Here is a 24,969-nt window from a genome sequence, read left to right as displayed (position 1 = left end):
AAGAAATCTTCTTATGACTCTAATTGTGACTGCTGCAAGAAATCTTCTTACAACTCCGATTGTAACTGCTGCAAGAAACCTTCTTACAACTCTGATTGTGATTGCTGCAAGAAAAATTCTTACAATCCTGATTGCGACTGCTGCAAGAAAAATTCTTACAATCCTGATCGTGATTGCTGTAAGAAATCTTCTTATGACTCTAATTGTGACTGCTGCAAGAAATCTTCTTACAACTGTGATAACAAACAATACAAATACAATCCTTGTAGAACCTGTTGCTGTAGAAAATAATTTATATAGGAGGTGTTTCACCTCCTTTTTTTATAAAACTACTGGTACTACGTCATTACCTAGTCGGAAAAGTTTAAAAATCATACCCTCCTACTCTATAAAATACAACACTTGTGCCTTGCATATACTAAATTAGGGGGTGAGTAAATGCCTAATTTCTTAAATATCCAAGAAACTACTATCGATACTGGCGAAGGCTTACTACAAAAAAATCAAATTAAAATCACTAATACTTCCAATCAATTTATTAATGATCTCAAACTTAATATTGATACCACAGATTTTCCGCTTGTAGAACAAACAATTATTAGGGAACGTGGCACATTGTGTTGTGATAAAGATTTATGTACCCTAGAACTTGGTAACTTAGCGCCTGATGAAACTGCTTTATTTGAATATAAATATAAACTAACAGATAAAAAACACGATCTTTCTCTTCTAAATCATATTCATATTTCTTATACACCTGATAATACTGATGAATGTATCACTGAAAAACCCACTGCAGAAGATGACTTTTCAAAAAACTATTGACAAAACACTTATTTTATATTTAATATAGTATTATAAATCAATAAATAAATTCGACAATTTAGACAAAGAGGTCTATATGTGCACATCTGTGTATGTATAGGCCTCTTTTTATTTTTACCGAATTGTAATGAACTTATAGGCCTAGGCTCATTAACCATTTATTTAAAAAGATATATTAACTTTTTAGGGGGGTTTTTTATGGAGAATTACGAATTAGCAATTAATACTGTATGGGTATTACTTGGTACATGTTTAGTATTTTTCATGCAGGCTGGGTTCTGTATGGTTGAAACAGGTTTTACAAGAGCTAAAAACGCTGGAAACATTATTATGAAAAACCTTATGGATTTCGTCGTAGGATCTATTATATTTTGGATTTTAGGTTTCTCTCTTATGTTTGGTGATAGTATTGGTGGTTTCATCGGTACGCCTACACTTCTTTGTAAAGGTGATTTTTCTTCACTTAAAGAATGGATGAATCTTGATATGAATACATTTATTATATGGCAAACTGTCTTCTGTGCAACAGCGGCAACTATTGTTTCAGGTGCTATGGCTGAACGTACTAAATTCTCAGCTTACCTTATCTATAGTTTCTGTATTTCAGCCTTCATTTATCCTGTTGCTGGTCACTGGATTTGGGGTGGTGGTTGGCTTGCTAATCTTGGCTTCCATGATTACGCTGGTTCTACTGTTGTTCACTCTATTGGGGGTTGGTGTGCTTTGGTTGGTGCTAAGATTCTTGGACCACGTATTGGCAAATACGGTAAAAATGGCAAGATTAACGCTATTCCAGGGCATAGCTTAACACTTGGTGCACTTGGTGTATTCATTCTTTGGCTTGGATGGTTTGGATTTAATCCTGGTTCTTCGCTTTCTGGTATGGCTACAGAGCAAAACGGCCTTGTATTCATGACAACTAACATGGCTGCTGCAGTAGCTGCTATTACAACAATGTTCATCAGCTGGATTAAATACAAAAAACCTGATGTTTCTATGTCTCTAAATGGCGCCCTTGCTGGCCTTGTAGCTATTACAGCTGGTTGTGATGTTGTAAGTATTTCTGGTGCTTTCTTCATCGGTATCATTGCAGGGTTTACAGTATTCTTCATTGTTGAACTTGTTGATAAAAAACTTAAAATTGATGATCCAGTTGGTGCTATCGGTGTTCACTGTGGTTGCGGTGTGGTAGGTACAATTTGTGTTGGTCTTTTTGATACAACAAATGGTTTATTCTACACAGGCAGTTTCAAACTTCTTGGCACACAACTCCTTGGTATTATCGCTGTAGCTGTTTGGACAATTGTTTGTATCACTATTATCTTCTACATTATTAAAGCTACAATTGGACTTCGTGTTTCTGAGGAAGAAGAAGTTCAAGGACTCGACTCTTGCGAGCATGGACTTGCAAGCAGTTATGCTGATTTCCAAATCAAAGGTTAATTTATTAAATAACTATAAAACTAAAAAAGAAAGGGCATAAAGCTTCTATAAAAATTATAAATGCTTTATGTAATGGTAGCGCTTTATGGAAACAACACCTATTACTAAAATTGATATTATCACGAGACAAAGTAAGTTTGATGAACTCAAAGATGCCTTAAATGAAATTGGCATCACTGGTATGACAGTTTATCAAGTACTTGGTTGTGGTAATCAAAAAGGTAAAACAGAGGTTTATCGTGGTAATGAACTCACTATCGATTTATTACCTAAAGTTAAAATCGAGATTTGTGTATGCGAAGTCCCTGTTCAACTTGTTGTTGATACAGCTAAACGTATACTGAACACAGGAAAAATTGGTGATGGTAAAATCTTCATCTACCCTGTTCAAAATGTTATTAAAATCCGTACTGGTGAAGAAGGGGTTAAAGCCCTATAATATATATTTCTATATGCATGACTTTAGCTCTTTCTTCTAAAAGTCATAGCGTAAATATGTGTTCTAAATTTTTTCCTAACCCATATACTAAAGAGGAGGCTTATTGCCTCCTCTTTGTGGGCTCATATATGCAACATATGTGTAATATATATATTACATATATGTAGAAAGAAGGTGCTTCTTTAATGTGTGGTTTTGCCGGATGGATTGATTTTCAAAAAGACCTTACTAATGAAGTTTCTATTATAGAAGCCATGACAGATACCTTAAAGCTGAGGGGCCCTGACCAGCATGGTTATCATACTACTACCCATGTTCTCCTTGGTCACCGAAGACTTATTGTTGTAGACCCTAATGGCGGCCTCCAACCAATGACAAAAATGCAGGGTAACTTCCACTACACCCTCGTTTATAATGGGGAACTCTACAACACAGAAGACATTCGAAAAGAACTTTTAGAAAAAGGCTATACCTTCGATTCTTACTCTGATACAGAAGTTCTTCTTACAGCTTATATGTGCTGGGGAATAGATTGTGTAAGTAAGCTCAATGGTATTTTTGCATTTGCAGTTTATGATGAAAAGGAACAACGCATTTTATTAGTACGTGATCCTTTAGGTGTTAAACCTCTCTTCTATAGTATTAAAGGTTCTTCCTTTATTTTCGGTTCAGAAATCAAAACCGTTCTTGCCCATCCTTATGTAGAACCTATCTTAGATAAAGAGGGCCTCACAGAAATCTTTGCTCTTGGCCCTGCAGTCAAACCAGGTAGTGCCGTCTTTAAGGAAATTAAAGAAGTGCCACCTGCCCATCTTGCTATCATCACGCCTGATCAAATCTCCATTAAGGAATATTGGACGCTTAAGCCAGAAGAAAATCATGAAACTTTAGAAGAAGCTACTGACCATTTACGTAGTTTATTAATAGATGCTATTGAAAGACAACTTGTAGGTGATATGCCTCTTTGTACCTTTTTGTCTGGCGGTTTAGATTCCTCTGCTATCTCAGCTGTTGCTGCTAACGCCTACAAAAAACAAAACAAGGTGCTTACAACCTACTCTCTTGAATACGAAGACAACTCCAAGTTCTTCAAGCCTACCAGTTTTGAGCCTACCTCTGATCCTTACTGGGCACATGAGATGGCTGAATTCATTCATAGCAATCAAAGAATATTTACCATTAAACATGAAGATTTAGCAATGGCCTTAAAGGATGCCGTTATCGCTAGGGATTTGCCTGGTATGGCAGATATCGACTCTTCTCTCTTCCTCTTCTGTAAAGAAATTCGCAAAGACTTCGTAATCGCTCTCTCTGGTGAATGTGCCGATGAAATCTTTGGCGGTTATCCTTGGTATACTAGACCTGAACTCATGAATCTAAATACATTCCCTTGGTCTAACTTTGTCCGAAGTCGTCGCAAGCTTCTCTCTGATGAATTTAAAACATTGCCTATTACAGATATGGTTAATGAAAACTATCTAGATAGTTTAAAACGTGTACCACATCTACCTAATGAACCAGCCAATGTTCACCGTATGCGTGAGCTCTTCTACCTTAATATCAAATGGTTTATGGTTAATCTTCTTAATAGAAAGGATCGTATGAGTATGTCTAATAGCCTAGAAGTTCGTGTACCTTTTGCGGATTATAGACTTGTAGAATATGCTTTCAACCTTCCTATAGACTATATGTTTTATGAGGGACGTGAAAAAGGATTACTTCGTAAATGTCTTCAAGGTATCTTACCAGATGATATTATCTATCGTAAAAAGAGTCCGTACCCTAAAACTCATAATCCAGTTTACACAGACTTTGTATGCCAAATGTTAGCTGAAGTTTTAAAGAATCCTAATGCACCACTCTTCGATATTATCGATCATACTTTTGCCACGGAACTTTTAAATACCAAAGGTGCAGCTTATACAAGGCCTTGGTTTGGCCAACTTATGACAGGCCCACAACTTATGGCTTATCTCGTTCAGCTTAATATATGGCTTGAAACCTATAAGGTAAAATTGGTATAACACTAAAAGCCTGCCGCGAACTCGTGACAGGCTTTTTAATATTATGTTTGTTCCCAGAAATCATTTATAAGCTTTGTTACCTGTGGCAACTGTCTATAATTAATATAGTATTTCTGGCTTAACTCTGGTGGAAAAAGACTTTCATAAAATGGACTTGTAAACCGTTCGTCCATTAACAAGATAATACCTCTATCCTTCTCTGTACGTACAAGCCTGCCAATAGCTTGAAGCACCTTATTCATACCAGGATACGTATAGGCATAATGATAGCCATCCTTGCCTAGTTCATCGAAATAATTCTTAATCAAATCGCGCTCTAATCCTATCTGTGGTAAGCCTACACCCACAATCATTACACCTATTAAACGATCTTCTGTTAAATCAATGCCTTCTGAAAAAATCCCGCCTAAAACGCAGAAGTTTACTGTAGTTTTATCCGGATTTGGTACAAACCTTTGAAGGAAAGCTTCTCTCGCTTCTTCATCCATATTGTTTTCCTGAATATACACCTCATAATCCTTTTGGATTTCTGCCATAGCCTCGTACACATCTAACATATATTTATAAGAAGGAAAGAATACCATATAATGTCCTACCTTAGTTTTCACCATGGCATCGATATAAGCACTAATTTTACTATAACTACTCTCTCTTACGCGGTATCTTGTGGCTACATCAGTTGCTACCATCTTAAGCGCATGCTTCTCTTCAAAAGGTGATGGCAAGGCAATCGCTTTATCTTCACCGCCACCTAGCATATACTGATAATAATCAATAGGAAGTAATGTGGCCGAGAAGAATATCACACTTTGAGCAGACTCAATCACCGTTTCAATTGCTGCCGAAGGGTCAATGCAGTACATTTTCATCATCACCTCATGACCATTTGTTTCGCCATAAGTCACATAATGATCATCAAAAAACTCATATATTTTATTAAACTGAAAAGCTTCAAAGTAAAAGTCAATAAGTTCCTTAGGCATATCTCCAGCTTGTCCTTGTTGTAATTTCTTATCTACTGCACCTATAAATTTTCTAAGAATTGTATAAAGCTTTTTAGGTGCTTCCTTACTAATATAACTGCCAGTCATTTCAATATAATCCTTACGAAGGTCTAACATATACTCATTAATCTTGTTAAGTTCTTTACTAATGGTTGGAAACTGTTTGCCTAATGTCTTCTTTACTTGCAGACACTGACGCTTCGACAAACTAGCTGAATACATCTCGCGCGCCCTATCCACTAAATTATGTGCCTCATCCACTAATATAATGAAATCACTATGATCTAAAAAGCGTTTAAGTCCTACTGTTGGGTCAAACATATAGTTATAGTCACAAATCACTATATCTGCCCACACCGATAAGTCCAATGATAGTTCAAAGGGACATACCTGATATTTCTTAGCTAGCTCCTCTATCTGACCACGATTCCATAAATCACTCTGATTAATAATCTCATATACCGCATCATCCACTCTATCAAAATGCCCATTTGCATAAGGACAATACTCCGGATTGCACTGCGTCTTCTCCATAAAACAAATTTTATCTTTAGCCGTTAGCGTTACAACCTTCACCTTCGCCCCATTATTATAAAGTAAATGCGCCGCCTGTTCTGCCACCGTTCTTGTAATCGTCTTCGCCGTTAGATAAAAGATTTTCGTGCCATACCCTTCCCCCATAGCCTTTAAGGAAGGGAACAACGTGGAAATGGTCTTTCCAATTCCCGTTGGTGCACTAGCATATAATCTTTCGCCCTTTTGAATACTTTTATACACACTCACCGCTAAGGCTCTCTGCCCCTCCCGATAATTCTCAAAAGGAAACGCCACCAATTTTAGAGACCTGTCCCTCTCCTTCGTCCATGCCATATAGAACTTAATCCATTTGTTGTATTTTTGAATAATCTGGGTAAAGAAGGCTTCTAATTCTGAGAAGAAAAAGCTGCGTTGAAGGTTTTTAATTTCTTTGGTGTCGATATTGTAATAAGTGAGCCTTACTTGCATTTCTGGCAAGTCATTTTGCTTCGCATAAAAATAAGCATAGCATTTTGCTTGTGCCCAGTGTAAGTGGTTATAGTTTTCATCAATTTGATCAAGGCTTGTCGTTGTCGTCTTTATTTCATCTATGGTCACACTTACCAAATCTTTGATAATCCCATCTGCCCGACCTTCTACAACATAAACGATTCCCTCTATTTCACATTCATGAACAAGTCTAACCTCTGCTTCATAATTGGCTTCCATGCTTTTTTGAATCTTTTTATGTGCCAACGTTCCAAGTACAGCTCTATTACTGCTACTAATGGCTGATGCATTGATGCTCCCTTGCCTTAAAACAAATTCCACAAGCTCTCTTACAGAAATCTTCACTAAGCCTTCTAAAATACGCATGCCTTCTCACCGCCTTTTTCTCTTGTTTATTATGTAGTTTACACAATGCGCTAATAACATTATACGCATTTCAACTTATACTGGCAAAAAAGACCTTAAAAACTATAAGTATTTTTCTTTTGGCTTCCTAATTTGTCCAAAATCTAAATGCTTTATGATATAGATAATTATGCCCTTATATGGTATAATTTTAATAATTCATTATTTTCTAAATAGTAGTTTTTCAAATCAAATAATCTTTAAAATAATCGAAATGAAAAGCCTTGAAATATAAGGCTAGAAGTTCCGTGAATTTATTATATTATACAAGGAGGTCTCTATAATGAAGTCATTAAAGGCAAAAATTATCTTTATCTTTGTCATCGGTAGTATCCTTACCTCTCTCATCATTGGGTCAATTAGTATTTTTGATGCCACGCAAATTGCTACCACTAACTCCAATCAATTTATGCAACTCACCTGTGGCAACAAAGGCGACGAAATCAACACCCTTATCTCTCGAATCGAACAATCTGTAGACACCCTGGCACTTATAGCTGAAGATAGCTTAACTGATGTAAATATCTTTAAGCGGAGTACAACTTATGTTAATCACTACACAGATGAACTTACAAACATTGCCATTGATTTTGGAACACATACTACTGGTGCATTAAGTGTTTATGTTCGTTTTAATCCAGAATTTACACAGCCAACATCTGGTTTATTCTTAGTGCGTTCTGATACAAATAGCAATTTTGAAACTTCCACGCCTACAGATTTTAGTACTTATGATCCTAGCGATACAGAGCATGTCGGCTGGTACTATATTCCCACTCAAAACAAAGCCGCTACTTGGATGAATCCTTATATGAATGCAAACCTTAATACATATATGATTTCTTATGTTGTCCCCATTTTTAAAGATGGCACTTCTATTGGTGTTGTTGGTATGGATATTGATTTTAAAACAGTTCAAGATATCCTTTCTTCAACTACGCTCTACAATTCCGGTTATGCCTTTCTTACTGATGCCAATAACAACATTTTATATCACAAAGATTTAGACCCTAATACTAATTTAGAAGACCTCTCTCTTACACAACTTCTAGACATATTAAATGATGAAAATGCCCAAAACATTATTTCTAATTATACATATAGTCACCAATCTAAAAGTATGACTTATACAAGACTTAATAATGGTATGAAGTTAGTCTTAACAGCGCCTAATTCTGAGATTTATGCAAGTTCTACTTACCTCACCTTAAAACTTCTACTCGTTAGTGTACTCGCTGTCATTATCTCATTTATCTTAAGCTTCTTCCTAAGTAAACGTATTACAGGCCCTATCACTAAACTTACTGCCATCATCGAAAAGACTGCTCACTTTGACTTCAGGCCAACACATGATAGTAATAGTCTCTATACCTTGCGAGATGAAACAGGCGATATGGCACGCGCTGTTCATACCATGCGTGAAGCGCTTCGTGATATTGTTAAGAATATGAATACCTCTTGTACTACGCTTACAAATAATATGAATTCACTTTCTTCTGCTATTGAGCACGTCAATACAAACTGCATGGACAACTCTGCCACATCTGAAGAGCTAGCTGCTGGTATGGAAGAAACTGCTGCCACCACTGAAACAATTAGTGATAACACACAACTTATTAATCAAAATACAACTGCCATCAGTACACTCTCACGTACTGGTAATGAACTTTCAGAAGAAGTCTTAAATCGTGCCAATGCGCTTTATGATAAAACAGCTTCTGCTACAAATAAAACGGCTGATGTTTATACTAGTGTAAAAGATAAAACAGCCCTTGCTATTGAAAAAGCTCAGGCCGTTGAAAAAATAAATGCACTTACCAATACCATTACGAGTATTTCTTCTCAAACAAGCCTACTTGCACTTAATGCTTCTATTGAAGCTGCTCGCGCCGGTGATGCCGGTAAAGGTTTTGCTGTAGTTGCTACTGAAATCTCTACCCTAGCTTCTCAAACTAGCAAAGCTGTCAGTGATATCAGCAGCATTATTACAGAAGTACATGACGCCTTCTCTAATATGTCTAACTGCTTAATGGATACTAGTGACTTCTTAGAAAATGTTGTACTTAGTGACTATGAGGATTTCATGAATGTCAGCAAACAATATGCCAATGATGCTAACGCCTTTCAAAGTCATATGTCACAAATCTTTGAAGCTATTAATACACTTTCTACAACTACGATGCAAATTAATGAATCTATTCAAGGCATTAATGCCACAATCACAGAAGCTAGCAAAGGTGTCATGGATATCGCCGAAAAAACAAGTGATATGGTACGTACAACCACTCAAACCAATGCACTTGCTACTACAAATATGAAGTGTGTGGAAGTATTAGAAGATATTGTGGGTAAATTTACACTGGAGTAGGGTTCTTACGTAAGAGCTCAGTTTAAAATTAACGCCCTCCTTAGCTGCTGACTACGCAATTTGTGAAACGCTAAACTTGGTGAACAAAGCAACGCGGTGAACTCACTGCGCTACGCTCCGTTCAAACAGCACCGCTAACACCGCTTCATTCCCCTTCGTTAAGTGTTTCATCAAATTGCTCCATATACAGACTAATCCGGGTGTTAATTTTAAACTTTCTTTATGCAAGAGTTCTGCCTTGCAAAAGCTTAGGGCAGTTACAGTTGTAAGTGTTTTCTTTATGGGTCAGCATAAAGCTAATATTTTCTGCTTGATTTACCAACAAATAAAAAAATACTGGCTTTATATGCCAGTATTTTTTTATTTGTTGGTGGGATAATAGATTTATAATGTTTGTGGACATAAAAGGAGGCAATACTTATGGATAAAGCAAAGAAATCTGCTACTGATAATGAATGGGTGGGACAAAATCCTTATCAAAGTACAGAAGGTACTAAGTACTTTCATGATAAAGCGCAAAAGACAGCTACTAATAATCAATGGGTATCTCGCAATACACCACCTGAAAAATAAAATGGTATAGCATAAGCTTATGCTTGGATAACAGATATAAAAAAGCTACAGAAATAAACCTTTGAGGTGTTATCATCTGTAGCTTTTTTATATCTGTTATGATGCTCTTTTGTTTTAATAAATTATAATTAGTTCTTACGAACGATATCTGCGCCTAGGGCTGTGAGCTTTTCTTCGAGGGCTTCGTAGCCGCGGTCGATGAATTTAACGTTGCTGATAATCATTGGATTACCATCTGATGCTCTTAGACCTGCTAAAACTAATGCCGCGCCAGCACGTAAGTCTGTTGCTTTTACTTCTGCACCATGAAGTGCTTTTACTCCGGTTACAGTAGCTGTGCGTCCTTCTACTGTAATCTCGGCTCCTGTTTTCTTAAGTTCATCAATGTATTGGAAGCGATTGTCCCATACACCTTCGATAATTGTGCTTGTTCCTTCAGCAATGCTCAAAAGTGTAGCCATTTGAGGTTGTAAATCTGTAGGGAACCCTGGATGAGGTAATGTTTTTATATTTGTTGCCTTTAGCTTTTGTGGTGCTACTACACGAATGTAGTCATCACCTTCTTCGATAGTGATACCCATCTCCATCATTTTTAAACTTACAGAATACATATGTTCTGGAATGATATTACGTACGTATACATCCCCACCTGTAATAGCTGCTGCCATCATATAAGTACCAGCTTCTATTTGATCTGGGATTGTAGAGTATCTGCCGCCACTTAAACGTTCTACACCCTTAATACGAATAACATCTGTACCTGCACCTTTGATACTAGCACCCATCATATTTAAGAAGTTTGCCACATCTACTACGTGAGGTTCTTTTGCTGCATTTTCAATAATTGTTGTACCTTCAGCAAGTGTTGCTGCAAGCATGACATTAATTGTTGCACCTACACTTACTACATCTAAGTAAATGTCTGTCCCAATTAATTTGTCCGCATGTGCTTTAATGACACCATCTTCTACTACAACTGTTGCACCAAGTGCCTCAAATCCTTTGATATGTTGATCGATTGGTCTGCCGCCAAAATCACAACCACCAGGCATAGCTACTTCAGCTTTTTTGAAGCGCCCTAATAAAGCTCCTATTAAATAATAAGAAGCCCTGATATGTCCTACATAATCATTAACTGCTCTATGATTAAATAAAGTAGAGCCATCTACTTTTAAAGTATGTTTATCCTCTAATGTAGTTACTGCACCTAAGTCCTCCATAGCTCTCGTTAACTTTTGTACATCATCTATATATGGTAAATTTTCAATTTCACTTATTCCATCTACTAAAAGAGCTGCTGGTAAAATAGCAACTGCTGCATTTTTAGCTCCATTAATAGTTACTTCTCCAACTAGGCGTTTGCCACCATTTATATACAACTCGCTCAACCTTAACACCTCTTAATAATTATTTAAACAAAACATTACGCTCTATACCACATTGTATTATATCATTAAACACCTTAAATAAAAAGCTTATTCTACTAATATTATTCTATTCGTTTATTAGTATAAGCATTCACATATATAGGATTATTTAAACCTTTGAACTCTATTTTATACACGGGTATAAGTTGTGCGCCTAAAAGGGCTATATTTTTTTGATTTATCGTTTTATAACCTAGTGTAATATTTGTAATATAAATTGGCTTTTCTACTTCTAAATCATCATCTATGCCAAATAGTACTAAGTCTATTGGGTAAATAGTTTTTTTGCCTACTTCTCCTTCTAGCTTACTTATTTTACCAAGCTTCATTGTTGCCTTTTTAATCTGGCCATCTACGATTTCAAAAGTAATATAGGTATCAAACACTGGTAATCCTTTATGTCTTTCAAAAAATGTCATTTCTAGACAATTTTCTACTTCACTATATTGTATGTCTGAATTTTCAAAAACTTTACTATAGTTTAACCGTTTTATAAATGCCTTACACACCTTTTTTGCATTTTGAATGCTAATCTTCTGCGTTCCCTTATCAGGGACACTACTATTTGTATATGTAATTGTATTTCTACTAAATTCTAAAGCTTCATCTTGAAACTTATGAATAATAACATCTGGCTCATTACTATCCTTAGATACAGTAATATTCCCATTTTTAGCGCCAAATAAAGCACTTACTAAGTCATATCTTTCTACTGTTGTGCTACTTCCTAAAAGGTCACTTAAAGTTGCCTGCTCTTTAGGTCCAAAATTCCTTGGAAGCTTTGTTTCTAAATAAATTTGCTTTTGTTCTAATGCGTAAATAACATTATTAATACGTGCTTCACTTAATCTATAATTAGCCACAGTCTTGATTACATTAAAAGTAAATAGCGCTACATTTAAAAATATAAAAATAGCAATGAGTTCATTTAATATCTTTCTACCATTCATCTCCTCACCCCTATTCTTTAACGCTTGCATTGACACTATTACCAGTCGTAATATTGCCCTTTATGTTATTACTTTCATTATCAGTATTATTATCTGATAAATCTGCTTCACTACTATATGTTATTACCCAGTTAAATGTAATCGGTTCATTCATGCTGTTAATAATGTAACTACACCTTAAATCTTGTAATTTCTGTCCTTTATAAACATCATCAATCACACTATTGAAGCTCTTTGTCAGTTCGCCTTTCTTCTGCGCCCCTTCAGTGTCTACCTCAATGTCTAGTAAAAGCCACTTTCCTTTAACAATCTGATTATTTTTTACGACTAATTCCAGCATCGCATTGATACCAAGCTCATCTTTAAAACGCTCCGTTAGAAGTACACTCATGCCCTCATACTGATAATCGAACTGATAAGTCGTTTCACCTTTTCCCTTTTGCTCTATAATGTTACTTAAGTAAAGCCCCTGCTTAATAGATCTTGGAATGCTTGGACTCTTTTCCACAAACGAATTCACAGCGACCATCTTTTCCACACTTGATAAGCGGTCTGCTTCTGTGGCCGTCGCGATACTAAATTCCAATGTTCCCACTGGATTATATCTGACACTTGTTTTCTGTCCTTCACGATAAATGATACTGCCATCTCCTGCACTTTCTACTTCTTTAACAAGCGGATTGGAGAAGAACGTATTGACATAGTTTGAAAGTCTGTTTTTAGTTTCCTCCATTGTATCTTGTTGTACATTATTCGTAAGCACAAGCTGTTCATAAATCATTGGTGTACTGGTACTAATATTAGGTAAAAAAACATTACCTTGGATGTATTCTTTAGTCGTTGTTGTCCATGTATTACTTGGCTGATATGTGATTTCATTGTTATCTAAATCAACATTCTTCAATACCCTATAGTGTGCCTCCAACTTACTTGAAAGTGTCACTTTGTAAATTGGGTCAGATTCCCTACCTATTAAATAGAGATAGGTCTTATGTTCATTGTAGTCACTTAAGTCTACTAAAATATTATTAATACGTATTTCTCCTGCCGATTTAGTGACTTCCATACCCACAATCTCATCTAAAGTAAGATATGTCCCATACTCGTAAATAATGCCACGCTTATTAAATGCATCTTCAAAGGTCAAACTTTTATCTACCTCTAGTTTAATTTCCTGTCCCTTAAGCTGCTCAGTAAACTCATCTGTTAACCTTGTTTCATATTCACTTTTCACCTCTTGGATATTATAGGCTAAGCTGCCTACATTTACCCATATTGCCTTAGGTTGAACTATTATATGATGCATAGACTCAGTTTGTTGTAAAAAATTATGGCTTGACAGATCGCCAAGCCATAATATCGTTGTTTGCCATATGCACCCTACAATGAGTATACCTAAAACAAATACTTTAAGTATATTACTTCTCATCGTCTCACCTTATTTATTGAGATATTTTTACACTTTGAAAAACAACGTAATTTTTAATTTGCTGTTTACTTTCTTCTGACTCACGTGTAATATAAAATGCCATTTCATCATTTACTTTGCCTGTAGCATCTGTATACTTCACGACGATTTTATTGTCACTTACAACTAAATCTAAGATTTGGTTGAAAGTACAAGTTGTGCCTACTTTGCCAAGTTTATAAGTATAAGTAGGTTCACTCTTAAATACAGTTTCGCTCTTGCCTGCTTTAGTGATTGTCTTTGTATTATAAATCTCTATTGTGATTTCTGTTCCTTGAGATGAGGCTTCACCCATTAAATTAATTTTACTTTCGAAAGTTGTCATATTAATTTTATTAGGCTGGGTGATTCGAGAGATGTACCCATCTTCGCTTGCCAAATACTCAATGGTTTTGCCATCCTTCTGTTCTGACTTAACAACTACATTAGAGCCTTCGTTTCCTTCCGCTGCATAAATTGTTGTACCAAATACACCAATTAAGCTTAGCATGAGTAGCACAATGACTTTTCTAATACACTTCATAGTTACGAATCCCCCTTTCTAACAACATTTTTTTAATAGATAATTTATTACACTTACATTATATAAGATATATATTACAAATGCATTACATCATAATAACGTTTTTTTTACACATGTTACTAGTTATTTAGTGGTGCATCATAATCAAGAAAATTTAATGTAACAACTGTTCCTTTTCCTATTTCACTATCAATACGAATATTGCCGCCATGTAGTTCAACTAATTCTTTTGCAATAGATAAACCAAGTCCTGTACCACCTAGCTTTCTAGACCTCGCCTTATCTACACGGTAAAAACGCTCAAATATACGTGCGAGATCCGATGCGGGTATCCCAATACCTGTATCTGCTACTTCTACAATAATTCGTGCTTTTTCTTTTCTAAGTGAAACAGTGATTGTGCCTGGGTCAATACTATATTTTATGGCGTTAGACATGATATTATGAAGCACTTGCTTAATTCTTGTGCTATCACCATAAATATAATATTCCTGAGTCTCATCTACTTTATAAACTAACTTATGACCATTTTTATCAATATGTATGATTTGTGCCTCTAATACTTCATCTACTAGCGCCTTCATATCTATTTCTGCTAAATTAAGCTGAATCTGTCTATTATCAATACGTGAAAGTTCTAATAAGTCATGTACAAGTGCTGTCATGCGGTCTGTTTCTTTATCCATAACATTTAAGAAATGAAGGGCCATCTCTTTTTCTTCAATGGCACCATCTATTAAAGTTTCTGTATAGCTCTTAACTGTCGTCAGTGGTGTTCTAAGTTCATGGGACACATTGGCCACAAATTCTTTTCGCATTTCATCTAGCTTTTGCTGTTTGGTAACATCCTGAATGACTACAACTAGTCCATCTGGTTCCTGCTTCGCATTGAGATACACATCAAAATGCATATTTAAATATTTCCCATTTACAACAACCAACTTTTCTAAAGTATTATTCGCCTCACCTAATAAAAGTCTTTCAAAATCCATCTCTGCATCAATGTTCTCAAAGATCGCATTAAAACGGTGGCCCATATTTAAGACCCCAATCATATCATAACATACAGAGTTCACATGGATTAGCATCCCTTGTCTATTAAAGGCCATCACACCATCTGCCATATGTTCGAAGATTTTCTCTAACTTGTTCTTCTCACTAGTAATGACTTCCATCGTATTACTCAGTTGGCTTGCCATGTAATTGAAACTTTGAGTGAGCTCACCGATTTCATCATTTGCCTCTACTGGAATACGCGTAATGGAATTTCCCTTTGCCAGCTTCTTCGCGCTTACTGTTAATGCTTTGATTGGCGCTGTAATCATTTTTGAGAAAAATACACCGAAAACAATCATAATGAACATAGAAGCAACTAAACTCGTTGCGATTGTTCCCATAATACGTTCCATATTATCATAGATTTGAGTAATATCTGATACAACATAGATAATGGCTATAATGCTGTCTCCTTGTGCATTTAAAATAGGTCTTGCACAATCTGTTTCTTTGCGACCGCTTAAAATACCTCCAAAGTGATTCACTGATGCCATTGCAAATTCTTTTGTATTAATCGCACGAATAACCACTTCTTGTGATACTGTTTCGCCTTCTGGGATTGCATTACTTGTTCCCCATTCTACCTTTCCTGTAGCATCCAATCGGTAAATCTTACTTTTACCATTTGTTAAATTGAGATACTCTTTTAGCATCTCATCAATGTCATCTTGTTTCTGATTCCATTCATATCTGGTAGCGATGGAATCTGTGAGCTGCTCCATCTCACTTTGAACCTGTTTGTAGTCACGCTGCTCTGTTGAATAAACAATGAAAGTTCCGCTGATTAGCATGATAATAACAATCGTACATAAATAAATCATTACAATCTTTGCTTGTATACTAAGTTTCATTTCCTTATCCTTTAAAATAGTAGCCCACACCCCTCTTAGTTAATACAAAACTAGCCTTTGATGCATCATCTTCTATTTTTTCTCTAAGTCTTCTAATGGTTACGTCTACTGTTCTTACATCTCCATAATACTCATAACCCCAAACCTTTTCTAAAAGTGTTTCTCTTGAAAAGACCTTACCTTTTTCTAGCCATAAGAATTTAAGAAGTTCAAATTCTCTAAGCGTTAAATCTATTACATTGCCTTCTTTAGAAACTTCATATTTAGAAAGGTCCATTGTTAGATTATCTTCTATTAAAATATCACTACTATTTTCTGCTGCAATTGACTTACTACTTACTCTTCTAAGGTTTGCTTTAACTCTTGCGATTAATTCACGCATTCCAAATGGCTTTGTAATATAGTCATCTGCACCTAATTCTAAACCTAGTACCTTGTCAATTTCATCTGCCCTTGCTGTCAGCATAATAATTGGCGTATTTTTAGTTTGTCTTACAGTTTTACATACTTCAAGCCCATCAAGCTTAGGCATCATAATATCTAACATAATAAGGTCTGGGTCTACTTTATTAATAAGCCTTAAGCCTTCCTCTCCATCATAAGCCACATGAACTTCATATCCCTCTTTTTCTAGGTTGTACTTAATAATGTCCGAGATTGTCTTTTCATCTTCAATTACTGCGATTTTTTGCATTTCATAATCCCCCTATTGTATATTATCAAATTATTTCTGCCTATACAGATTTGCCTATATAAAATCATTATATGTCACTAGCTATTTGTATTTGTTTTACTTGTATTTGACTCACTACTTTCAGCTTGATTTCCTGCCTCTGTTTGAGTCGCCTTATTTCCACCTTGTGCCTCTGTTTTCTGTTTTTCTACTATTCTTAGTGGTAAAAGCGGTTCATAAATGTTGGCATTTAGTTCATCGCCTATACTAAGTACAGTTTTATCATTCATCTGTGGATTTGCACTTTTAAGATTATCTACAGTTATCCCCAGAGATAGGGCTATACCGTATAATGTATCCCCAGATTTCACAGTATAAGTCACAGATTTCGGTGTCGTTGCACTACAAATCTCTACAAGTCTTTCAATGCTTGTAAGGTCACTTTCTTTAGCAAATGTATTTACAATCTTTACATCTTTGCCAAACTCCACCTCTACATCACTATCACCATAATATTTTTCTTTAAGCGCCGCTTTTAACGCTTCGACTTCTTTATCTGTAGCTACAATCCCCACAGATTCACCATCTACAAGGATTTCCTTAAATTCTATTAGTATCCCCATAGAATTACGCATATAACTTACAAGGTATTCTGGTTGGATATAATCTTTTTTATTTGCTTTATATCTTTTTAAAACAAGATCATCTTCAAACTGTATATTTGTGCCATATTCACTTTTTAACTGTGCTTCTACAGTCTCCTTTGCATGTTCTATGACCTTTTTATCTTTAATTGCCCCAACTACGGTGCCATCTATAGTAATTTGATATGCATTTGGCATGAAGGTTAATAAAATTCCTATTACAATTCCTACGGCAACTGCTATTCGTATCATATGGTTGTCTACTCGTACTGTATGACCTTTTCTTCTGCGATCTGATATTTTGATAACCTTTTTGCTTCTTCGCCCTCTGTCTAGCATATTCATTTTCCTTTCTTTAATAATGACGTAAGGGTGACACACTTTTCCATGCCACCCCTACGTTGTTTTAATTTGAAACTTTACACTTTCCTAAAGTCTTTATTCTAAAATAAGAATTTTTTGTGGTGCTGTATCATCTAAATATTCATATGTTATTACAAGCTCCATACCTTCTCTAAGCACACTTCTACTTTGTACTTTTCCATTTAATGTGATTGTTAAATCTACTGGTGTATAAATGCGTTTTGGTACTTGGCTGCCTCCTGAGATTGGGTCATAATCTACAACTACATCAATATAGCTATAACCTGAACCTACTTCACTAATTGTTGCTTTATAGTTGGCATAGCCATTGTTTGATACCACATCTACAGAAATAGCTTCTTTACTATCTAAAACAACCTCTAAGCTTTGACCTAAGTGAAGTTCTCTAAGTGTAATATACTTTCTAGTTTTTTGATCATAAAATTCTGCATCTGTACCTACATGATAAGTTTCAAGCCCTGCTGATGTTTTAATTGTAAGCGTTGGATTTGCAGATAATGTAAAGGCATTTAATGTTCCCTCTACTGTTTTCTTAACACCAGTTGCTTGCACAGCCGTTACAACACCATTTGTTTTTGTGAAAGCTAATGTATCACCTACTCTAATGTCTACAATTTCACTGCTTTTGTTATTTCTTGTGATTTTAGCTGTTGAAGGTACTGTAATATCCATTTCTGTACTACCATTTTTCACTGTAAAAACATAGCCTTTAGTTGTAAATGTTTTACTTATAACTTCACCACTATTTACAGCTGATACGCCTGTATTTGTACCGTTATTGTTACTTCCACCTGTACTACCTGTCGTCGAACTTGTAGCTTGTACTTTAAGCGCAGAATTTCCTTGTAGCGTAAGTGTTACTTTATCACCCACTGCAATATCATCAGCTGAAGCTACTACACCATTTAAGAAAGTAACATTGTTTGCATCTAAAATGTACACTTTAATTGTACCATCAGCTAGTGCGATACGCATAATGCCATTGCTACTTGGCTCAACAAGCGTACCTGAAACTGTCTGAAGTGTTGTATTTGTATCTGAGCCTGTTGTCTCTGAGTTATCTGTACTATTTGTTGCATCGCCTACTAAACGCATGCTTGTAATATATTCTGTACTATTTTCTAGAGCAATTGTAACTGTTGCTTTTGTTTCTGCTGGCACATCTAGGATATTGATAGCTTTTCCATTTGCATCTAAAACTTGTACTGTATTTTTAATTGTATAGTAAGATGTATTATTTCCTCTTACTAATGATACATAATATTCATTTGCATTTTTAGTCAATACTTTTTTAATAGTAACCTGTTCACTTGCTGCATTTGTATTATTATTTGTATTGTTAGAATTACCTGTTGTTCCATTTGACTTTTCTTTATAAATAGCTGCATCACTAAACATTTTTGCACATAATGCTTTTGTTACCTTTGTATTTGGTTCAAAGTTTCCTGTCCCATTAATAAGTCCTAAACTCTTAAGGTAAGCTACGTGTGGTCTATTTGCTTCTTTAATACTGCTTTCATCTGCAAAACCAGTTGATTTATATGTATTTTTAGCTGTTGTTTCTTTACCTAAGAATCTTACAATTAAAACAGCTAAATCTTGTTTAGTCATTGTTTGTTTACCTGATGATGTTACAAAGCTATCTAAGTCACTTGTAGAAATATAACCTCTACCTAAAAGATAAGCTACTTGTTGGTCATATAATTTATCCCAAGCACTATACTTTTTCGCATACGCTTCTAGGGTTGGTTTTTGTTTTTCATAGTTGGCAATGATTTGCTTTTTAAATGTCTCATCTACATTCTTATTGACTTCAACATCTACATAGCCTGTAGCTTTTGCCATAACATCTGCTACCTCAAAGTAGTTCATTGTAGCACTTGGGAAGAAGTTTCCTGCACTATTTAATGACATGAATCCTCTCTCTTCAATATCTACAATCGAATTGTATGCCCAATGTGAACTTGGTACATCACTTATTGTTGCTGCAAAAGTATTAACTGTATATATCGCGCTAAGTCCTAAGATCATAAGCCATTTGCTCATAATTTTTCTACTCATTATTTGTCCCCTTTTCTTTTTATATCAGTTTCTTGATTTCTATTTATGAAAACTTCCTTTTTTATTTACATTCTAGTCACATCTTATCTCTATTCTAGTCTAAACTCATTGAAAATACAATAAGAGGCATGATAAAAAGGAGTCGTCTATTGAATATAGACGACTCCTTCTCATGATTAGTTCCATATATAATGAAATTATTTCCATTTTGCATCAATCAACTCTTCTGACTAAATCTTAGAGTTCAATTGCTTCTACTTCTTGGATAACATATTTAGCTTCTTCCTTAGTAGCTACAACTTGCTCTTCACCAAAAGCTCTTGCATCAACAATTGCATCCATAGCTTTGCTGATTTCTTCAGATGTAAGTGATTCATTTGGTGTATTGATTGTTAGTTTAAGTGTTGCACCTGCTGGTGTATTAAAAGATAACACAAGATTTTTCTTTGTAATCTCAGCCATATTTATGACCTCCTTTCATTTAAGATTTTGCTGCTCCTTCTAGATTACTCCTCAATAAGTACTGTTTCTTCAACCTTAACGATTGCTTCCACAGGAGACTGTACTAAACCAGCAACTGCTTTGCCTAAAGCGTTTAAGCTTTCATCTGTTGCAGATGGATTGCAGTTTGGAATAGTTTGAGAACCTTTTTCTAGATCAAGCACTAACTTAATTCCTTTAAGTTCTGTTGTGATTGCCATCTTTATCACCTCCTTACACCCTTATATATGTCCTTCAAAAAAACTTTCCCTATATATTTTTTAAAATTTTTTATAATCTTTTTCTTCTATAGATTTCACATCTATAAAATCTAGTTATTCCTATGATTTCTTTGTATCTTTTTCTACAAAACATTCATTTTATAAACATTTTCCGGGAAATACTTACTTCTTCAACGTTAAAAAATAGGCCATTTTATAAATGCCGTATCATTTATAAAATGGCCCTGCGTAAACCTTCGCTATGGTTATTTATTTTCAATTAAAGGGATTTTAAAACTCTTCCTCCTTTCCTACTATGACTTATCACGTCTCATAAACTCACCTAGCCTTCTGCAACCTACACGGGCTCCGCTTTCCCATAATTACAGAAAACTGTTTTTACCTCACTTATTCCTCTCACATACCTAGACGGTCTACTAGGTTTCTTCTTCCTTACATCTGAATTCTTCATCAGCACTTTGCACCTCTGACTTCACCTTCCTACACTATAGCCGCCAATTTATAAGCTACTCATTTAATCTACAAATGTTATCGTCAAACCCTCTTCTAGGGCGGTACACTGCCGCCATTTGCCTATGCAAAATGGGCTACATAATCATTTATAAAGCAAACATAATAGTTTATATCTATAGTCTAGTCGCGTTACTACGCATTAGTTACATTGCGCTAATGACATATCCTCGTTACTTTTATAGCCTCTCTACTTTTCCTATTTACCTCTCACAATTTTCCCTCTCTCCTCACTATTATTATCAACAGCCCCTCCACAGGCCTCATACTACATCCCTATATACCTATATACCTATATACCTACGCACTTATACCTTATACACCCACGCTTTTACAACCCTACATTTATTACTACTTACCTCTTCTTTCTGACTACATACCCTAAGTCATCCAGAGTGCCTTCAGTACGTCTCACTCTCTTTGGCCTCTATCGCAGGCCCTCTCATTACTCATCATCTCTAGTGTACGTCTCCAAGTCACCCTATCCGACAACCCACATCATTCTTGACTCACATCATTCTTAACTTTTTATACTTTACTATCCTTCTGTTTTCTATTTCTTTTCTATTTCTTTTCTGCCTTCTAGCTGCCCTCATACTCCTCATCTATGTAAATATGTTCCTATCCTTAACTCGTGTCTCCAGGACCATCCCTAGCATACATCCTTCTTTTTAAGATTTTAATGACTCCCAATTCTCTATAGGCATAAAAATCTATCACCAATGCCCCCTGCTCAAAACCTTCACACGGCCGCATCCTACTCTCATAGTAATATCTTTCTCTTGCTCTAGCGCCACCAACAGCAACTCTTATATCATTGTTACCTCCTACAATGCGATCTACAACTTCCTCTAACTCAACTTCTTCATTATTACTATTTCCAAAAGCCTTCACAGCAATAGCTGTAAACATCCCTACTAAAGGTAATATAAAAAATACTACACAATATAGCATCTCCCACAACATATGTATCCCTCCAAACTTTTATCGTTTGTATTTCTGCATTCCATCTATCTTATATATGTATTTGTAATTCACTAGCATTCCCTTTTTACTTTTTTTACCACAAGCAAAGGTTATAATCATGTTATACAGGATATTTTTTCCAAAATCAAGTACTTTTTTGAAAATTTTTACACTTTAACCTCACTTTATGCTAACTTTAACAACTTTATGAAGAAACACATCACCCACCCACATGAGCCTAAAGTATTTCCTCATACACAAAAAATAAGAAGCCATACTAGCTTTAACTAATATGTCTTCTTATTTAATCTATCTCATATTCTACTTTATATTATTTACTTTATCTCAAGTACACCCGATTCCTTTATCTAACCATTGCCGTTCCAACAGCGCAGTGCAACGAGCGCTACGCCACTTCTCTTCAAGCAAACTTAATTCACTTTAAACGCTTTAAACGCAATGTAGAGTTTTGCCTGAAGCTCCAGTGATTAGAAGAAGAGGTGAGTTTTAGCACCATGGCTGGTCTGCCTCTCCGGAGTAATTTGTTGATGCTCTTAGCGAAGTGAATTAAAGCGGTTTTAGCGTTGCTTTATTTCATAAGCTTAGAGCATCACAAATTACGTAAGGTGCAGCCAGACATGGTACTAAAACTCACCGGCCCTTCTCCTACTCATCTCCTACAGGCAAGTAAACTCGGAATTTATCTTCTATTACCTCAATATTGAGTGGAAATGCTGGTCCTTCTTCACCATCCACATCCGTTACAAAGTGCGTACCATTTGCATCTTGATTATGGCACTCAATCTTAGCTTGAGATGAAGTAAAGTAATCTATACGACTATCGTCTAAATGTTCTCCTTGTAATACTTTAAGGAATAATCCTGGTACTTCAAAGAAGCCTACATCTTTAATGCAAACTAAATTAAACTTACCATCCCTAATGTCCGCATCTTTAGCAAGCTTAAGCATACCGCCTGCACCTTTCCCATTAAAGACAAGTACAAGAATATACTTTTCATTTAGAACGCCATGATCTGTAGTAATCGTCATATCCATTGCCTGATAGTTTTGTACTTCTTCAAATCCCTTAAAGTAATAAGCTAATCTACCAAAGCGTTTTTTCATTTCTAAATCTACTGTATGCGATACGCCACTAAAGAGTCCCATATTACATACATTAACGAAATACTTATCGTTTACTTTGCCAATATCAATATACTTTAAGTTATCTTCTTTAATTAAGTTAAGTGTATCTTGTATTTTACATGGAATACCTGCTGAATTAGCAAAATCATTCGCTGTACCTACTGGTAGGATTAAGATAGGAATATCTATGTCTTTAATGCCCATCCCTGTAATACATTCATTAACAGTCCCATCTCCTCCAGCGATGAGTATGAGATCTGTATTGTCTGTTGTAATATGCTCAATGATATATTCCTTAATATCACCAGGCTTTGCACTTCTAAAGAGCCTTAAGCCATAACCTAACTCTTGTAACTGCTGGGCAATTAAATCAATTTGAAACTTGATTGTTCTATGTCCTGCCTTTGGATTGTAAAGTAATATCGCTTCTTTTTTCATATTCCCAACTCTCTCCACTCTAATTTTGTCTTAAGTTTAGTCGTTTATTATAAAGTTTTAATGTAAGATTCCCCTAAAGAAATTTTTACAAATCTCTAATGCATACTTCAACCATATACCTGCATAAACTAAACCGGTTATCCACATATTATATTTATCATAGTAATGTTTTTTATAAAATATCCACATTGCATTGTGGAAGTCGTAGATAACTTTGTTTCTTCTTTTCTTTGAACTACCACCCTTATAATGTGTAATATACACCTCTGGGTAATATAAAATACGTAGTCCCGTCTCTTTTATTCTAAAGCATAAATCTATGTCTTCACCATACATAAAGAAGTCTTCATCTAATAACCCTACTTTATCAAGTACAGCTTTAGGCATCATCATAAAGGCTCCCATTAAGGCATCTACTTCACCTACTTCATCCTCATCTAAATAAAGCGCATCGTATTGTCCATACTTAATAGGGTCTTTTTTATCAAGTCCTAAGAAATAATAAAGAGACGCTCGCGGTGTCGGATAGCCACGCTTACACGCATGATCAAGTTTCCCATCTGGTAAAACTACCTTACACCCTAATGCTCCAATTTTATTATCACTCTCAATTTGCACGACACATTTTTCAAGGCAGTTCGGTCCTACCACCGTATCTGAATTGAGTAATAATATATATAAACCTTTAGCTGCTCTCATACCTTGATTGTTAGCCTTAGCAAATCCTAAGTTTTGTCCGTTTCTAAAGACTCTCAACTTCTCTTCTGCAATAATTTCCTCAAAGTCTTCTTGAAGGTTTTGAATACTTCCATCTGTTGAAGCATTGTCTACTAATATTATTTCATATTTAAAACTTACTTCTTGACTAATAACAGCTTCAATTGTTTGTTTAGTGAGCTTATACGTATTGTAGTTCACTATAATAATGGATAACTTCATCCTATCTTCTCCGTCTCTATTTTAGTCTTATAATAAAGTTTATTATATCAAAAAAACCTCAACCTTCAAGTAAAAAACTAAAAGTCCTCTAGAGAAGACAGCTT

Annotated in this window: 19 protein-coding genes and 1 pseudogene; 5 read left to right on the top strand and 15 right to left on the bottom strand. The window is 35.4% G+C overall.

The window, feature by feature from the left end:
• A partial coding sequence (locus tag AC1VAQ_RS06045; protein ID WP_479903623.1) for a hypothetical protein occupies nt 1-312 on the bottom strand: 312 nt, incomplete at its 3' end.
• Between the two features lie 126 nt (nt 313-438).
• Here AC1VAQ_RS06045 and AC1VAQ_RS06040 point away from each other — a divergent pair.
• From AC1VAQ_RS06040 to asnB, 3 genes and pseudogenes are all read left to right on the top strand, one after another.
• Nucleotides 439-825 carry a hypothetical protein gene (locus AC1VAQ_RS06040; protein ID WP_302597684.1) on the top strand — a complete coding sequence of 129 codons (387 nt, stop codon included), beginning with the start codon at nt 439-441 and terminating at the stop codon, nt 823-825.
• 198 nt (nt 826-1,023) lie between these two features.
• Nucleotides 1,024-2,707: pseudogene (locus tag AC1VAQ_RS06035) on the top strand (ammonium transporter).
• Nucleotides 2,708-2,892: 185 nt separating this feature from the next.
• Entirely contained in the window at nt 2,893-4,731 is a 1,839-nt protein-coding gene (gene asnB / locus AC1VAQ_RS06030; RefSeq protein WP_302597688.1) for an asparagine synthase (glutamine-hydrolyzing), read from the top strand.
• Between the two features lie 41 nt (nt 4,732-4,772).
• Here asnB and AC1VAQ_RS06025 read toward each other — a convergent pair whose 3' ends face one another.
• Nucleotides 4,773-7,127: an ATP-dependent DNA helicase gene (locus AC1VAQ_RS06025; protein ID WP_302597689.1), complete on the bottom strand. Its 2,355-nt coding sequence runs from the start codon at nt 7,125-7,127 to the stop codon at nt 4,773-4,775.
• A gap of 322 nt (nt 7,128-7,449) precedes the next feature.
• On the opposite strand from AC1VAQ_RS06025, the gene AC1VAQ_RS06020 reads away from it, so the two are divergent.
• Nucleotides 7,450-9,534 carry a methyl-accepting chemotaxis protein gene (locus tag AC1VAQ_RS06020; protein WP_303244366.1) on the top strand — a complete coding sequence of 695 codons (2,085 nt, stop codon included), beginning with the start codon at nt 7,450-7,452 and terminating at the stop codon, nt 9,532-9,534.
• Between the two features lie 420 nt (nt 9,535-9,954).
• Nucleotides 9,955-10,107, top strand: a complete 153-nt coding sequence (locus AC1VAQ_RS06015) for a hypothetical protein (RefSeq protein WP_303244298.1) — start codon at nt 9,955-9,957, stop codon at nt 10,105-10,107.
• 128 nt (nt 10,108-10,235) lie between these two features.
• Here AC1VAQ_RS06015 and AC1VAQ_RS06010 read toward each other — a convergent pair whose 3' ends face one another.
• The 13 genes from AC1VAQ_RS06010 to AC1VAQ_RS05950 all read right to left on the bottom strand — a co-directional run bounded on the left by AC1VAQ_RS06010 (nt 10,236) and on the right by AC1VAQ_RS05950 (nt 24,865).
• Complete coding sequence (locus AC1VAQ_RS06010) at nt 10,236-11,495, bottom strand: UDP-N-acetylglucosamine 1-carboxyvinyltransferase (protein ID WP_302597697.1); 1,260 nt, start codon at nt 11,493-11,495, stop codon at nt 10,236-10,238.
• A 101-nt stretch (nt 11,496-11,596) separates the two neighbouring features.
• Entirely contained in the window at nt 11,597-12,484 is an 888-nt protein-coding gene (locus AC1VAQ_RS06005) for a hypothetical protein (RefSeq protein WP_302597698.1), read from the bottom strand.
• Nucleotides 12,485-12,494: 10 nt separating this feature from the next.
• Nucleotides 12,495-13,913, bottom strand: a complete 1,419-nt coding sequence (locus AC1VAQ_RS06000; RefSeq protein WP_479903622.1) for a hypothetical protein — start codon at nt 13,911-13,913, stop codon at nt 12,495-12,497.
• Between the two features lie 13 nt (nt 13,914-13,926).
• Nucleotides 13,927-14,475 carry a hypothetical protein gene (locus tag AC1VAQ_RS05995; RefSeq protein WP_479903621.1) on the bottom strand — a complete coding sequence of 183 codons (549 nt, stop codon included), beginning with the start codon at nt 14,473-14,475 and terminating at the stop codon, nt 13,927-13,929.
• Between the two features lie 119 nt (nt 14,476-14,594).
• Entirely contained in the window at nt 14,595-16,382 is a 1,788-nt protein-coding gene (locus AC1VAQ_RS05990) for an ATP-binding protein (RefSeq protein WP_302598856.1), read from the bottom strand.
• A 4-nt stretch (nt 16,383-16,386) separates the two neighbouring features.
• On the bottom strand, nt 16,387-17,076 hold the full coding sequence (locus AC1VAQ_RS05985; protein WP_302598857.1) for a response regulator: 690 nt from the start codon (nt 17,074-17,076) through the stop codon (nt 16,387-16,389).
• Nucleotides 17,077-17,153: 77 nt separating this feature from the next.
• Nucleotides 17,154-18,038 carry a LysM peptidoglycan-binding domain-containing protein gene (locus AC1VAQ_RS05980; RefSeq protein WP_302598859.1) on the bottom strand — a complete coding sequence of 295 codons (885 nt, stop codon included), beginning with the start codon at nt 18,036-18,038 and terminating at the stop codon, nt 17,154-17,156.
• Between the two features lie 99 nt (nt 18,039-18,137).
• Complete coding sequence (locus AC1VAQ_RS05975; RefSeq protein WP_479903620.1) at nt 18,138-20,144, bottom strand: S-layer homology domain-containing protein; 2,007 nt, start codon at nt 20,142-20,144, stop codon at nt 18,138-18,140.
• A 237-nt stretch (nt 20,145-20,381) separates the two neighbouring features.
• Nucleotides 20,382-20,606: a DUF2922 domain-containing protein gene (locus tag AC1VAQ_RS05970; protein WP_302598862.1), complete on the bottom strand. Its 225-nt coding sequence runs from the start codon at nt 20,604-20,606 to the stop codon at nt 20,382-20,384.
• Nucleotides 20,607-20,650: 44 nt separating this feature from the next.
• A complete protein-coding gene (locus AC1VAQ_RS05965) occupies nt 20,651-20,845 on the bottom strand; it encodes a DUF1659 domain-containing protein (protein WP_302598863.1) in 195 nt (64 codons plus the stop codon).
• Nucleotides 20,846-22,003: 1,158 nt separating this feature from the next.
• The gene (locus tag AC1VAQ_RS05960) at nt 22,004-22,342 is read right to left on the bottom strand and encodes a hypothetical protein (protein WP_302598864.1); all 339 of its coding nucleotides are present in this window, start codon (nt 22,340-22,342) and stop codon (nt 22,004-22,006) included.
• 666 nt (nt 22,343-23,008) lie between these two features.
• The gene (locus AC1VAQ_RS05955; protein ID WP_302598865.1) at nt 23,009-23,926 is read right to left on the bottom strand and encodes a diacylglycerol/lipid kinase family protein; all 918 of its coding nucleotides are present in this window, start codon (nt 23,924-23,926) and stop codon (nt 23,009-23,011) included.
• Nucleotides 23,927-23,983: 57 nt separating this feature from the next.
• Complete coding sequence (locus tag AC1VAQ_RS05950) at nt 23,984-24,865, bottom strand: glycosyltransferase family 2 protein (protein ID WP_479903619.1); 882 nt, start codon at nt 24,863-24,865, stop codon at nt 23,984-23,986.
• Between the last annotated feature and the right edge of the window lie 104 nt (nt 24,866-24,969).

This window comes from Cellulosilyticum sp., from assembly GCF_982396655.1.
The sequence above is the reverse complement of the archived record's forward strand: the minus strand, read 5'-3'. Positions and strand labels throughout refer to the sequence as shown.

Excerpts from the sequence above, each read along its gene's own strand:
- AC1VAQ_RS06005 (WP_302597698.1), bottom strand. The coding sequence starts at position 12,484 with ATGAATGGTAGAAAGATATTAAATGAACTCATTGCTATTTTTATATTT.
- AC1VAQ_RS05995 (WP_479903621.1), bottom strand. The coding sequence starts at position 14,475 with ATGAAGTGTATTAGAAAAGTCATTGTGCTACTCATGCTAAGCTTAATT.
- AC1VAQ_RS06025 (WP_302597689.1), bottom strand. The coding sequence starts at position 7,127 with ATGCGTATTTTAGAAGGCTTAGTGAAGATTTCTGTAAGAGAGCTTGTG.
- AC1VAQ_RS06000 (WP_479903622.1), bottom strand. The coding sequence starts at position 13,913 with ATGAGAAGTAATATACTTAAAGTATTTGTTTTAGGTATACTCATTGTA.
- AC1VAQ_RS05955 (WP_302598865.1), bottom strand. The coding sequence starts at position 23,926 with ATGAAAAAAGAAGCGATATTACTTTACAATCCAAAGGCAGGACATAGA.
- AC1VAQ_RS05965 (WP_302598863.1), bottom strand. The coding sequence starts at position 20,845 with ATGGCAATCACAACAGAACTTAAAGGAATTAAGTTAGTGCTTGATCTA.
- AC1VAQ_RS05970 (WP_302598862.1), bottom strand. The coding sequence starts at position 20,606 with ATGGCTGAGATTACAAAGAAAAATCTTGTGTTATCTTTTAATACACCA.
- AC1VAQ_RS05985 (WP_302598857.1), bottom strand. The coding sequence starts at position 17,076 with ATGCAAAAAATCGCAGTAATTGAAGATGAAAAGACAATCTCGGACATT.
- AC1VAQ_RS05950 (WP_479903619.1), bottom strand. The coding sequence starts at position 24,865 with ATGAAGTTATCCATTATTATAGTGAACTACAATACGTATAAGCTCACT.
- AC1VAQ_RS05980 (WP_302598859.1), bottom strand. The coding sequence starts at position 18,038 with ATGCTAGACAGAGGGCGAAGAAGCAAAAAGGTTATCAAAATATCAGAT.
- asnB (WP_302597688.1), top strand. The coding sequence starts at position 2,893 with ATGTGTGGTTTTGCCGGATGGATTGATTTTCAAAAAGACCTTACTAAT.
- AC1VAQ_RS06015 (WP_303244298.1), top strand. The coding sequence starts at position 9,955 with ATGGATAAAGCAAAGAAATCTGCTACTGATAATGAATGGGTGGGACAA.
- AC1VAQ_RS05990 (WP_302598856.1), bottom strand. The coding sequence starts at position 16,382 with ATGAAACTTAGTATACAAGCAAAGATTGTAATGATTTATTTATGTACG.
- AC1VAQ_RS06040 (WP_302597684.1), top strand. The coding sequence starts at position 439 with ATGCCTAATTTCTTAAATATCCAAGAAACTACTATCGATACTGGCGAA.
- AC1VAQ_RS05960 (WP_302598864.1), bottom strand. The coding sequence starts at position 22,342 with ATGTTGTGGGAGATGCTATATTGTGTAGTATTTTTTATATTACCTTTA.
- AC1VAQ_RS06020 (WP_303244366.1), top strand. The coding sequence starts at position 7,450 with ATGAAGTCATTAAAGGCAAAAATTATCTTTATCTTTGTCATCGGTAGT.
- AC1VAQ_RS05975 (WP_479903620.1), bottom strand. The coding sequence starts at position 20,144 with ATGAGTAGAAAAATTATGAGCAAATGGCTTATGATCTTAGGACTTAGC.